The organism is Streptomyces sp. NPDC104313, assembly GCF_055583985.1.
Genome location: NZ_JBVJMW010000010.1, coordinates 229,946 through 242,452, shown reverse-complemented (window position 1 = coordinate 242,452; position 12,507 = coordinate 229,946). Strand labels below are relative to the sequence as shown.

General features: G+C 74.7%; 9 protein-coding genes. 8 read left to right on the top strand and 1 reads right to left on the bottom strand.

Annotation, left to right across the window (positions count from 1 at the left end; translation table 11 throughout):
- The first annotated feature begins 27 nt into the window (after positions 1-27).
- The 3 genes from ACZ60Q_RS24065 to ACZ60Q_RS24055 all read left to right on the top strand — a co-directional run bounded on the left by ACZ60Q_RS24065 (position 28) and on the right by ACZ60Q_RS24055 (position 4,085).
- Positions 28-855 carry an MOSC domain-containing protein gene (locus ACZ60Q_RS24065; protein ID WP_469638181.1) on the top strand — a complete coding sequence of 276 codons (828 nt, stop codon included), beginning with the start codon at positions 28-30 and terminating at the stop codon, positions 853-855.
- Between the two features lie 27 nt (positions 856-882).
- A complete protein-coding gene (locus ACZ60Q_RS24060) occupies positions 883-1,488 on the top strand; it encodes an Rv1733c family protein (RefSeq protein WP_469638178.1) in 606 nt (201 codons plus the stop codon).
- Positions 1,489-1,655: 167 nt separating this feature from the next.
- Positions 1,656-4,085, top strand: a complete 2,430-nt coding sequence (locus tag ACZ60Q_RS24055) for a right-handed parallel beta-helix repeat-containing protein (protein ID WP_469638175.1) — start codon at positions 1,656-1,658, stop codon at positions 4,083-4,085.
- Here the strand turns inward: ACZ60Q_RS24055 and ACZ60Q_RS24050 are convergent.
- Positions 4,052-6,517, bottom strand: coding sequence for a hypothetical protein (locus ACZ60Q_RS24050; RefSeq protein ID WP_469638334.1), 2,466 nt, complete (start codon positions 6,515-6,517; stop codon positions 4,052-4,054). The genes ACZ60Q_RS24055 and ACZ60Q_RS24050 overlap by 34 nt on opposite strands.
- Positions 6,518-6,780: 263 nt before the next feature.
- On the opposite strand from ACZ60Q_RS24050, the gene ACZ60Q_RS24045 reads away from it, so the two are divergent.
- From ACZ60Q_RS24045 to ACZ60Q_RS24025, 5 genes are all read left to right on the top strand, one after another.
- On the top strand, positions 6,781-7,638 hold the full coding sequence (locus ACZ60Q_RS24045; RefSeq protein WP_469638172.1) for a DeoR/GlpR family DNA-binding transcription regulator: 858 nt from the start codon (positions 6,781-6,783) through the stop codon (positions 7,636-7,638).
- A 62-nt stretch (positions 7,639-7,700) separates the two neighbouring features.
- A complete protein-coding gene (locus ACZ60Q_RS24040) occupies positions 7,701-8,153 on the top strand; it encodes an SRPBCC family protein (RefSeq protein WP_469638169.1) in 453 nt (150 codons plus the stop codon).
- A 97-nt stretch (positions 8,154-8,250) separates the two neighbouring features.
- On the top strand, positions 8,251-10,275 hold the full coding sequence (locus tag ACZ60Q_RS24035) for a hypothetical protein (RefSeq protein WP_469638166.1): 2,025 nt from the start codon (positions 8,251-8,253) through the stop codon (positions 10,273-10,275).
- A 104-nt stretch (positions 10,276-10,379) separates the two neighbouring features.
- A complete protein-coding gene (locus tag ACZ60Q_RS24030; protein ID WP_469638163.1) occupies positions 10,380-11,972 on the top strand; it encodes an SDR family oxidoreductase in 1,593 nt (530 codons plus the stop codon).
- Between the two features lie 61 nt (positions 11,973-12,033).
- Positions 12,034-12,507, top strand: coding sequence for an SRPBCC family protein (locus tag ACZ60Q_RS24025; protein WP_469638161.1), 474 nt, complete (start codon positions 12,034-12,036; stop codon positions 12,505-12,507).

The window sequence follows — 12,507 nt, the reverse complement described above, 5'->3', positions numbered from 1 at the left end:
GTCCGGGGCTGCTGGCAGGATGGGCGCATGAGCTTTCCCGTGCTCCGTTCCGCCCATGTCTACCCGGTCAAGTCGCTTGCCGCCCGCGGCTGCGACGTGGTGACCGTCGAGCCATGGGGACTCGACGGCGACCGTCGCTGGATGCTGGTCGACAAGGCGTCCAAGGCCGTCACACAACGTCAGCAGCCGTCCATGGCGCGGATCGCGGCCGAGACGCTGCCGGGCGGCGGTGTGCTCCTGTCCGCGCCGGGCGTTCCGCCCCAGCGCGTCGAGGCGCCGACCCCCGGGCGCATGCTCGCCGTGGAGCTGCACCGGGATACCGTGGTGGTGCAGGAGGCGCCGGGCGACGCCCATGACTGGCTGAGCGCGGTGCTCGGTACGGAGGTCCGGCTCGTGCATCTCGACGAGCCGTCGCACCGCAGGCCCGTCGACCCACTCTTCGCCCGGCCCGGGGACGTGGTCTCCCTCGCCGACGGCTACCCGCTGCTGGCGACCACCACTTCGTCGCTCGACGCGCTCAACACCCTGATCGCCGCGGGCGACCGGCCCGGGGAGGGCCCGCTGCCGATGGATCGTTTCCGGCCCAACGTGGTGATCGGGGAGACCGAGGCGTGGGCGGAGGACGACTGGCCGCGCATCGCCATCGGCGAGGTCGTCTTCACGGTGGCCAAGCCCTGCGGCCGCTGCGTGATCACGACGACCGACCAGCGCACCGCCGAGCGGGGCAGGGAACCGCTGCTCACACTGGCCCGCCACCGCCGGTTCGGCAAGCAGTTGGTCTTCGGCCAGAATCTGATTCCCGAGGGGACGGGAGTGATCAGGGTCGGGGACCCCGTACGGATCCTCGACAGATAGATTCGCACAAGGGGTGGGGGCACGGAGGTGTGGGTGCTGTGGGCGCTGCTGCGTGGGCGGGGCAGTGCGCTGCGCCGTGCCACAGACCGCCGCGAGGCCGGGGTGGCGCTCGCGGCGCTGCTGCTCCTCGTGGTCGGCGCCCCGGCCGCGGGCTGGGCGGGCGGGACGGTCGCCGACGCCGCCCTCCAGCGGTCGGTGCGGGCCCAGCACCAGGAGCGTCACCCCGTCGACGCGGTCGTGGTGGGTCCGGCGGGACGGGAACGGTTCGCCGGTGATCCCGAGGGCGGCCTCGAACGGGCCGCGCACACCTGGGTGGTGGCGTCCTGGCAGGCCCCGGACGGCAGTCCGCGCACCGGAAAGGTGGCTACGGTGTCACGGCCGGGCGGCCCGGGGTCCCCGGTGCGGATCTGGACGGACGCGGCGGGCCACCCGGTGCCTCCGCCGATGGACGGGCGCGCCGCCCGGACCCACGCGGTGCTGGGCGGCATCGGCACGTTCCTGCTCGCCGCCGCCTGCGTCGAGGCGGGCCGCCGGCTGACCGTGGGACGCATGGTGCGGCTGCGGTACGCACGGCTGGACCGGGAGTGGGCCGCGGCGGGCCCGGACTGGGGCAGGGCCGAAAAGGGCGGCTGACCGCTCTCTCCCCCGGCCGGGAGCGGAGGGGGGAGACATCGCTCGGCGGGGCGGACTCGTCAACTCCCGGCCGTCACGCGCGCTACGGTGGTCCGACCCCGTCCGCCTCCCCGGCGGCGGACGGACCCGAGGCATCGCACAGCACGAGGTGGGGGCAGAGCAACGCCATGGCACAGGGCACGGTCCAGGTGACGCACACCGGCACATCGCGATGGCGCCGCCGCACGGGCGAGTACGCCTCCCTCTCCGCGGCCCTGGAGGCGGCAGCCGACGGCGACGTTCTCACCGTCGCGCCCGGGACCTATCGGGAGAACCTCGTCCTCCATCGCGCGGTGACACTGCGCGGCCCCGAGGGTTCGGTCGGTTCCGTGCGGATCGCGCCGGTCGACGGCGTACCGCTGACCGTGCGCGCCTCGGCGGTCATCCAGGACCTCCACATCGAGGGCCAGGACTCGGCGGCCCCGGCGCTGCTGGTCGAGGACGGCACGGCGGAGCTGACGGACCTGCGGATCGTGACGCGGTCCGCCGCGGGCATCGAGGTACGCGGCGCGGCCCGGCCCACCGTGCGGCGCTGCACGGTCGACAATCCGGCCGGGGTCGGCATCGCCGTGCTGGACGGTGCGGGCGGCGTGTTCGAGGAGTGCGAGATCGTCTCCGCGGGCCAGTCCGGGGTCTCGGTCCGCGACGGCGGGCATCCGCGCCTGGACCGCTGCCGGATCCACCACGCGTCCGGGGCGGGCATCGGCGTCACCGGCGAGGGCAGTGGTCTGGAGGCGTTCGGCTGCGAGGTGTACGAGATCAAGGGCAGCGGCGTTCAGGTGACCGCCCGCGGCTCGGCCCACCTGACCGACTGCACCGTGCACCGCACCTCGGCGGACGGCGTCACGCTGGACACCGACGCGGTGCTCACCCTCGCCGACTGCGACATCCACGACATCCCGGAGAACGCCGTCGACCTGCGGTCGCGTTCGGTGCTGACGCTGACCCGCTCCACGGTCCGCCGCTTCGGCCGCAACGGGCTCTCGGTCTGGGACCCGGGGACCCGGGTCGACGCCAACCAGTGCGAGATCCACGACAGTACGGGCGACTACCCGGCGGTCTGGGTCAGCGACGGCGCGACGGTGATACTGGACGCCTGCCGGGTGCACGACGTGCCCGACGCGCTGTTCGTCCTCGACCGCGGGTCGCGCGCCGACGTCGTGGACAGCGACCTCTCCCAGATCCGCAACACCGCCGTCTCCGTGAGCGACGGGGCGACCGCCCAGCTGGACGACTGCCGGATCCGGGAGGCGTCCACGGGCGCCTGGTTCCGCGACCACGGCAGCGGCGGCACGCTGAACAACTGCACCATCGACGCGGCGCAGACCGGGGTCATCGTCACCAAGGGCGCGGACCCCACCATCGAGCGCTGCACGGTCACCTCTCCGGCCGAGGCGGGGTTCTACGTCTCGGCCGAGGGCCGGGGCACCTTCGACAGCTGCCGGGTGACGGGCAGCGAGGGCTACGGCTTTCACGTCATGGACGGCTGCCGCACCACGCTGACCCGCTGCCGTACCGAGCGGTGCGCCCGGGGCGGTTACGAGTTCCCCGAGGGCGACAACGGTGCGGCGACCGGTCCGGTGGCCAAGGACTGCACGAGCGACGAGAGCGGTCTGCGGACGTCTCCGGCCCCGCCGCCCGCGGTGCTGACGGAGACCCGGTCGACGCCCGGCCTGCTGGGCGCGCTGCCCGGGCAGCGCGCGGTCGGGCCCGCTCCGGAGCCGGTCACCCCGGCGGAGCCGGCCCGGGACTCCTCGGCGGTCCTCGGCGAGCTGGACGCGCTGGTGGGCCTGGACAGCGTCAAGCGCGAGGTGCGGGCGCTCACCGACATGATCGAGGTGGGCCGCCGCCGGCAGGAGGCCGGGCTCAAGGCCGCGTCCGTCCGCCGGCACCTCGTCTTCACCGGCTCCCCCGGTACGGGCAAGACCACGGTCGCCCGGCTGTACGGGGAGATCCTGGCCTCGCTCGGAGTGCTGGAGCGCGGTCATCTGGTCGAGGTGTCCCGGGTGGACCTGGTCGGGGAGCACATCGGGTCCACGGCGATCCGGACCCAGGAGGCGTTCGACCGGGCGCGCGGCGGGGTGCTGTTCGTCGACGAGGCGTACGCCCTCTCCCCCGAGGACTCCGGGCGGGACTTCGGGCGGGAGGCCATCGACACACTGGTGAAGCTGATGGAGGACCACCGGGACGCGGTGGTCGTGATCGTGGCGGGCTACACCCACGAGATGGAACGGTTCCTCACCGTCAACCCAGGAGTGGCCTCGCGGTTCTCCCGGACCATCACCTTCCACGACTACCTCCCCGAGGAGCTGCTGCGGATCGTCGAGCAGCAGGCCGAGGAGCACGAGTACAGCCTGGCGGAGGGCACCGGGGAGGCGCTCCTGAAGTACTTCACGGAGCTCCCCAAGGGCCCGGCCTTCGGCAACGGCCGCACCGCCCGCCAGACCTTCGAGTCGATGGTGGAGCGGCACGCGGGCCGGGTCGCCCAGCTCGCCGAGACGAGCACGGACGACCTGACCCTGCTCTACCCGGAGGATCTCCCCGAACTGCCCTTCTGAACGTCTCCCCCGGGCCCCGGCCGGCCGCCCCCGGACTGCCGGGGCACCTGCGGTCCCAGTTCGGCCAGGAGGGCGGCCCGCTCCTCGGCGAAGACCGGGTCGGCCCGGTAGTCGGAGTGTCCGAGGATCGGTTCGGGCAGCGGGAGCTTCGTGGTGCGCCCGTAGGCCAGCGGGTCCTTCAAGGGGCCCCGGTCGACGCCCGGGTCGGGATCGGCGCAGATGCGGACGGGGCCGCCGATCGGGTCGGTGTCCCGCCACAGATTGCGCCAGCAGTGCACCGAGCGGTGCAGCCCGAGCAGCGGCCCGGGGCCGAAGTATGCCGGGAACCACCGCCCGTACAGCCGCTCCAGGGGGGAGCCGTAGGTGAGCAGCGCGACCCGGCGACGGGTCGCGTCGGGCAGTTGCCAGACGGCGGACGCGGCGAGCACGCTGCCCTGCGAGTGGCCCGAGATGACGAGTCGGCCCCGGGGTGTGGTCGCCGTCCAGGCGGACATCCGGGAGGCGAGGTCGGGGACGGCGCGCTCCGCGTAGCACGGGGGTGCGAAGGGGTGGGCGGCGCGCGGCCAGAAGGTGCCCACGTCCCAGAGGATGCCGATGGTGCGGCGGGCCGAGGCGTCCTTGTAGGCGCGTCGGCCGCCGGCGACGAACAGTACGAAGCCGAAGCCGATCAGCCAGGAGCCGGTCGACTGCGCGGCCTCGGCGAACGATTCGAGGAGCGGCCAGCTCCCGTCGGCGGCCCGGCCCGGCACCTCGTCACTGCGCCAGGAGCCGACGATCGCGCCCGCCCCGAGCAGCAGGGTGGCCCCGGAGACCACGCCGACGATCCAGGGCGCCGAGTCGGTGAGGGCGGCGGTCGCGCGGATCCGGGCGATGCGGCGGGTACGGCCCTCGTCCGGCGGTTCGGGGGCGTACTCCGCCTCGATGAGCGGGCCCAGGCGACGGGCGGTGCGCGTGGTGCGGACGATCAGCACCAGGACCGGGACGAGCAGGAGCAGCAGGAGCACCGGGATGACGGAGGCCTGCCAGCTCAGCAGGACCGGCGGCCCGGCGATGTCGGTGCCGTGGCCCATGCCCGGGCTGCCGGGCCCGTCGAGCCAGTCGGCGACACGCTGGGCCACCCCGCCGGTCATCACACCGCCCAGGGCGCAGGCGAGCATCGCCACCGCGGGGCCGCCGAGTCCGTGCAGGACGGTGCGCGGTTCGCAGGTGCGCCGGTAGAGACTCCGGGCGACCAGGGCCAGGGCGACGACGAGGACGCCCTGGCCGAGGGCGAGGAGCCGGAAGGCGGTCTCGCCGGGCAGGCTGCCCGAGGACTGCCAGTGGGGGCGCGACCAGGAGGCGTACACGACGGCGAGGGCGAGCAGGGCGATCGCGGAGCCGGGCAGATAGGTGGTGAGGGCGGCGTCCAGCCTGGTGTCGCGGGTCCGTTCGCTGCGGCCCCGGCCGCAGACGACCTTGACGACGACGAGCGCGCACAGGGCGATGCCGCCCTCGACGGCCGCCCCGAGGAACTGGGGCACCGGGCCCTCAGCGCTCCGGTCGTGTCGGGCGGCGGCGCCGGCGACGGCGACGGCGACAGTCAGGAACCCGGCCGCCGTGTGGGCGGCGCGGAGCCGGGCGACGATCCGGCGGCCGTACCAGAAGCCGGGTCTGCCGAGCGCGGGGCGGACCGGGGCGGGCGGGCGCGGGGCTCCGCCGGTGTCCGGGCCGGGCGCGTCGGGGCCGTGGACATCCCGCGATCCGCCGGTGTCCGGGCCGGACACGTCGATGTCTCCTTCGTCCAGGGGGCGTTGGGACTCGTACGCGCTCCAGGTCCGGTTGGACAGGTACCACAGGAGCCCCACCAGGGCCGCCGGCACGACGGCGGCCAGGGCGAGGCGGCGGCCCGGCTGCGACCACCAGCCGCCCTGATGGGCCGACAGGAAGCCTAGCCAGGAGCGGCGTTCGGCGCAGGCCTCGGCGCCGGCGCACTGCCAGGCCAGCAGGTCCAGGGCGACTTCGCAGGCGGCCGCCGTGAGCAGCACGGTGAGGCTGAGCGCGACGAGTCGCACCAGCACGCCGTACAGCCGCACCGCGCGGGTGCGGCCGGTGGCGGTGGGGCGCATCCAGTGGGCGAGGTTGACCACCATGAACGGCAGGAGCAGCAGCCACAGGGCGCGGGAGCTGTTGCCGGAGGTGAGGCCGGACCAGCAGTACGCCTCGGCGACGGGCTCGTCCCGGTAGCGCTCGGGGTGCTTCTCGCCGTGGGCGTCCTCGGTGCGCCGGTACACGGCCGCGGTCTCGTCCCCGGTGACCCGGACGGTACGGGGGTCGCCCAGCATCTCCTGCGGGGTGGCGCCGCCGACGCCGTGGACGAGCAGTTCCAATGCGGTCCCGGTGTACTGCGGAGACGGGGAGGAGGGCAGGGACGGGAGCGGGGCGGCAGGGGCCAAGGGGGACTCTCTCTCGGGCGCGTCGGCCTCGCGGCCGACGAAGACGTGCACAGGAGCGGGTGGTGCGGGGCCGGGACGCCGCGGGCTCCGGGCGTGGTGACCAGCCGGTCACGAAGTCCCCAGGATTCCGGGCGCGGGGCGGGTGCGTGAAGCGGTCTCACGGAATCTCCCCAGCTGATACGCCGGACATGCCTGCGTGGCAGGATGAGCGTGTCGCGCAGACGGCTGCGGACCGTACGGCAGAGGGAAGGACCGGACCCGGCGTGAGCGAGAATCAGAATCTGCTCGCGGAACAGCGGCGCGCGCTGATCCTCGACGAGGTGCGCAGGCGTGGTGGGGTCCGGGTCAACGAGCTGACCCGGAAGCTGAACGTCTCCGACATGACGATCCGCCGGGACCTGGACGCGCTGGACCGTCAGGGAGTGATCGAGAAGGTCCACGGCGGCGCGGTCCCGGTCGTCGAGGCGAGTACGCACGAGCCCGGGTTCGAGGCGAAGTCGGCGTTGGAGCTGAGCGCCAAGGAGGACATCGCCCGGGCGGCGGCTGCGTTCGCGGTGCCCGGCAGCGCGATCGCTCTCTCGGGCGGAACGACGACCTTCGCGTTGGCCCGGCATCTGCTGGACGTACCGGATCTGACGGTGGTGACCAACTCGGTCCGGGTGGCCGACGTGTTCCACGACGCGCAGCGTCCGGCCGGGGGGCGCGGCGCGCGGCCCGGGGCGGCGACGGTGGTGCTGACCGGCGGGGTGCGCACCCCCTCGGACTCGCTGGTCGGGCCGGTGGCGGACCGGGCCATCGACTCACTCCACTTCGATGTGCTGTTCCTCGGCGTGCACGGGATCTCGGCCGAGGCCGGGCTCTCGACGCCCAACCTCGCGGAGGCGGAGACCAACCGCCGTTTCGTCCGGGCGGCGCGCCGGATCGTGGTCGTGGCCGATCACACCAAGTGGGGCACGGTGGGCCTGAGTTCCTTCGCCGCGCTGGATGAGGTCGACACGTTCGTCACGGACGCGGGCCTGGCTCCGCGGACGCGCGCGGAGATCGGGGAGCATCTGCCGGGACTGCTGGTGGCGGGCGACGCCCCTGCCGAGGCCGACGCGGCTTCGCCCGCCGAGGACTGAACCGGGCCCTTCGGGTTCCGTTCGGCTCGGCGGGTCCGCCGGGCACCCCATAGGATCGTGGTGTGGCCGTCTTCCGGATCGAGCGCTTCTCCCCTCTCCCCGCAGCCGAGGCCTGGCGCCGGGTGACCGACTGGGAACGGCACGCCGCGCAGGTGCCGTTGACCGCGATCTCGGTCCCGACCGGACTTCCCTCACAGCTCGGGACGGTCTTCGTGGCGCGTACGGGGCTGGGCCCGCTGGCGTTCGACGATCCGATGGAAGTGGTGCGGTGGACGCCGCCCGCCGGAGGCCGGGCCGGGGTCTGCCGGCTGGAGAAGCGGGGGGCCGTGGTGCTGGGCCGGGCCTCGATCGACGTGCTTCCCACGGATTCCGGTTCCCATGTGGTCTGGGTCGAGGAACTGCGGGTGCGGCTGGTGCCCCGGTGGGGTGATCCGCTGCTCGCCTCCACCGGGCGGCGGATGTTCGGCAAGGTCCTGGACGCCCTGCTCGCCTCCCCCGGCGACGCCCGCGGGTGAGGCGCCCGGACGGCCCGCACGGGTGATGTGACCGTCACACGATTGGCTCGTTTGTCGGTATGACATCCCCGCCACGGCCCCGGAAGGCACCCATTTCATGCCGATCCATCAACCGCAGCAGCGGACCGACGTACGCCCCGGCCACACGGGTGTGCGGCAGGCTGAGGCCGCCCTCGTGGAGCACTACGCCCGCCTGGTGCGGCTCGCCTACGTCGTCCTGCCGCCGGCGCTCGGGCGGCACCGCCGGGTCCTGGCCGCGCACGGCGTCGTCCAGCGGTCCCTGCCCGCTGCCGGGAGCCGCGCGCGGAGCCCGCGCGTTCCCGACCGGCCCCGCCGGTCCGGCGCTCCAGCGGCCGCGGAGCCCGTGCCGAAGGGGGCCGGACCGGACCGGGGCCCCTCGGGCACGGCGTACGGGTGGCTGCGGCTGCGGGTGCTGGGAGCGGCGCTGGCCTACGAGCGGCGGCCTCGCTGGTGGCCCGGAAGGCTCCCGGCTCCGGCCGCGCTGCGTCCGGCCCTGCCGGTGGTATGGGGGCTGCGGCTCTTCCCCCGGGCGGGCGGTGTCGACGAGCTGACCCTGGACCGGGCCCTGTCCACGGTGCCCGGAGCGGTCCGGGCGGCGTTCGCCCTGCAGTTGCTGGAGGGGCTCGACGAGTCCGCGGCGCGGGAGCTGCTGGCCCGGGCGGCGGTGGCGGATCCGGCGGACGCGGTCCGCCGGGCGGCCCGGCTGGGGAGCCCGGACCGAGCCGGGTCGCAGGCGATGCTCAGGTCCGGCGAGTTCGACCCGTGCGTGGTCCAGACCCGCCCGAGCGACCTGCTGCGGCGCAGGCACCGGGCGGTGGCGGTGGCCGCGGCGCTGTGCGTGGTGGCGGGAGGCCTGGCGGTCGCCGGCGACGAGGGGACGCGGCCCACGGGCGACGACCGGAATCCGGCAGGCGTCGCAGCCCCGGCGCTCGATCCGGCAGGGCTGCTGCGGACAGCGGCGGAGCGGTGGGCGGACACCTCGCGCGTCGACTTCACCGCCTGGCCCGCCCGGGGCGGGCGCACGGGCGACGGCGAGTTGCTGGGCCGGGCGTTGCGGGCCTGGTCAGATCCGCCGGGCACGGTCCGGGTGTCCATCACCCCGGGCACGGTCACAGCACCGCCCGCGCAGCCGCCCCGGCTGCTGTTCGCGGGTGAGGTGGACGGGGCGGCCGTGGTGCTGTTCCACGACGGCGGCGTCCGGGTGGTGCGCTACGCGGAGCCGTTGTCGGGGTCCGGCGGGGCTGCGCTGGACTTCGCCCGGACCGACGGCTCGGACGTGACGACGGGCGCGGCCGTCGTCGTCAGCCGTACGGACGGCGGCGCGCGGTTCCTGCTCGCCCCCTGGATCGCCGAGTCCACCACCCGGGACCTGCTGGCGCCCGACACCCCGGCCCGTCCGCTGGCGGTGGGCCCGGACGGGGTCACCGCTCCGGCGCCCCGGCCCGCCGCGGGCGGCGCGTGCGACTCCTGGCCGGTGCTCCAACTGCGGTCCTCCGGGCGGATCGTGGAGAAGCACGCCTTCCTGGTGACGGATCTGGGCGACCTGGCCCCCGCGCATCTGACGTACACCCCGAAGCCCGGCCGGGGCGCACCGGCCCGGCAGCCGCGCGAGGCGACGGGCGCCGAGGCGCTGCTCGCCTGGGCGCGTACGGCGTGTTCCCTGCGGGTCCTGTCGGGCTCCGGGGTGCGGGCGGTCAACAACTGGGCCTTCGCCGAGCAGAAGCTGCCCGAGGACGGTGCGTCGGCCGGCTGGCTGTGCACCCGGGCCGAAACGTGGCGGGGTCCCGGTCGGGTGCTGGTGCAGTTCCTCGGGCCCGCCGCCTCGCCCACGGACCCGGCCGCGGTGGTCGCCGACCGCGACGACACGGCCCTGTGCGGCAGGTTCGGACAGCACGTCCTGGCGGGCACCCGCTGGAAGGCGGCCTCCGGCCGGTGGTACGTCCTGGCGGCGGGAAGCCGGGCGGTGACCCGGATCGAGGCGGCCGGGGCGGTGCGGGGAGCGGCGGGCGGGCCGACGCTCGCGGTGCGGGCGTCCCGTGACGCCGAAGTGGAGCTGACGGCGTCGCTGCGCGGGGGCGAAACGCTCGCGGCGGTGCGCTGAGCCGGTGCCGGGCTCCGGGAGACGTCACCGTACCGATGGCGTCGATGCCGCCGTACGGTGCCCCCGACCGGTCGTACCGGCCGTCCGGTGCCAGACTCGGGCAGATGACGGATCTTGACGACGCCTCCGATGGCGGCTCCGACGACCTGAATCCCCCCGACGGCCCGGACAGCCCCGACAGCAGGCGTCCGCGCTGTCTGGTGACCGGGGCGACCGGCTACATCGGCGGCCGGCTGGTGCCCGCCCTGCTCGGTTCGGGGCACCGGGTGCGCGCCCTGGCCAGAACGCCGCAGAAGCTGCGCGACTATCCCTGGGCGGACCGGGTCGAGGTGGTGCGCGGCGACGTCACCGACGCCGCGTCCCTGGCGGAGGCGATGCGGGACGTCGATGTGGCGTACTACCTGGTGCACGCGCTCGGTTCCGGATCGGACTTCGAGGAGACCGACCGCAGGGCGGCCCGGACCTTCGGCGAACAGGCGCGGGCGGCCGGGGTGCGCCGGATCGTGTACCTGGGCGGGCTGACCCCGGCCGGGGTGCCGGAGAGGAACCTGTCGCCGCATCTGCGTTCGCGGGCCGAGGTGGGGCACATCCTGCTGGACTCCGGGGTGCCGACGGTGGTGCTGCGCGCGGCGATCGTGATCGGCTCGGGGTCCGCCTCGTTCGAGATGCTGCGGTACCTCACGGAGCGGCTGCCGCTGATGATCACCCCGAGCTGGGTGCGGACCCGGATCCAGCCGGTGGCCGTGCGGGACGTCGTCCGGTATCTGGTGGGGAGCGCGAAACTGCCCGAGGACGTGAACCGGGCCTTCGACATCGGGGGCCCGGACGTCATGACGTACCGGGACATGATGCAGCGCTACGCCCGGGTGGCGGGGCTGCGGCCACGGCTGATCCTGCCGGTGCCGGTGCTCACCCCGACCCTCTCCAGCCGCTGGGTCGGTCTGGTCACACCGGTGCCCAGCTCCATCGCCCGGCCACTCACGGAATCGCTGCGCCACGAGGTGGTGTGCCGGGAGCACGACGTCAAGGAGTACGTACCCGATCCGCCGGACGGGCCCATCGGCTTCGACCGGGCGTTGCGCCTGGCCCTGGAGCGGATCCAGGAGGCGCGGGTCGACACCCGTTGGTCCAATGCCTCGGTGCCCGGCGCGCCGAGCGACCCGCTGCCGACCGACCCGGACTGGGCGGGCGGCAGCCTCTACCGGGACGAGCGGGAGCTGACCGTGCCGGTCGGGCCGGACGCGCTGTGGCGGGTGGTCGAGGGCATCGGAGGGGAACACGGCTGGTACTCGTTCCCGCTGGCCTGGGCGGTACGCGGCTGGCTCGACCGGCTCGTCGGCGGGGTGGGGCTGCGGCGCGGCCGGCGGGACGCCCAACGGCTGCGGGTGGGCGACTCGCTGGACTTCTGGCGGGTGGAGGAGATCCTGCCGGGCGAACTGCTGCGGCTGCGGGCCGAGATGCGGCTGCCGGGACTGGCCTGGCTGGAGCTGTCGGTGCGCCGCGACGGGAGGGGCCGGACGGTATACGGGCAGCGCGCCCTCTTCCATCCGCGCGGGCTGCCCGGTCACACGTACTGGTGGAGCGTGTGGCCCTTCCACTCGGTGGTGTTCGGCGGGATGGCGCGCAATATCGCCGAGGCCGCCGCTGCCGAGGAGAAGCGCCGTGCGCCGATGGCCGGCAGTGGTACAGACAGCTGACGGTCCTGCCGCTATCGTGTGCCCGGCTCCACACGCCGCAGACTACCGGGAGGGGCACGCCATGGCACGCCGACTCCGCACCGTGGGACGGGAGTTCGCCGATTCCGCGCCGATACGCCTGGTGTTCGCCGCCGAGGTGTCCGCACCGGTGGACGTGGTGTACCGCGCGCTCGCCGAGGATGTCGCGTCCTGGCCGTCCTGGTTCACCGCCGTCACCCGGGCCACGTCCACCGACGCGGGCCGAGACGTGCGGCTGCGGGGCGGTATCCGGTTCCGCGAGACGATCGTGGCCGCAGAACCGGACACGTACTACGCCTACCGGGCCGACGAGTCCAACGCCCCGGGCCTCCGGGCCCTGTTGGAGGAGTGGCGGCTCACTCCTGAGGGGTCCGGCACCCGGGTGCAGTGGACCTTCGCCGCCGACGGGACGGGGCTGTTCCGCCTGGTGTTGAGCCTCGCGCGGGCGGGGGTGGGCCGGTCCTTCCGGGACGCCGCGCGCCGCCTGGACGCACGGCTGGCGACGGCGACGCCCTGA

Excerpts from the sequence above, each read along its gene's own strand:
- ACZ60Q_RS24055 (WP_469638175.1), top strand. The coding sequence starts at position 1,656 with ATGGCACAGGGCACGGTCCAGGTGACGCACACCGGCACATCGCGATGG.
- ACZ60Q_RS24030 (WP_469638163.1), top strand. The coding sequence starts at position 10,380 with ATGACGGATCTTGACGACGCCTCCGATGGCGGCTCCGACGACCTGAAT.
- ACZ60Q_RS24025 (WP_469638161.1), top strand. The coding sequence starts at position 12,034 with ATGGCACGCCGACTCCGCACCGTGGGACGGGAGTTCGCCGATTCCGCG.
- ACZ60Q_RS24065 (WP_469638181.1), top strand. The coding sequence starts at position 28 with ATGAGCTTTCCCGTGCTCCGTTCCGCCCATGTCTACCCGGTCAAGTCG.
- ACZ60Q_RS24035 (WP_469638166.1), top strand. The coding sequence starts at position 8,251 with ATGCCGATCCATCAACCGCAGCAGCGGACCGACGTACGCCCCGGCCAC.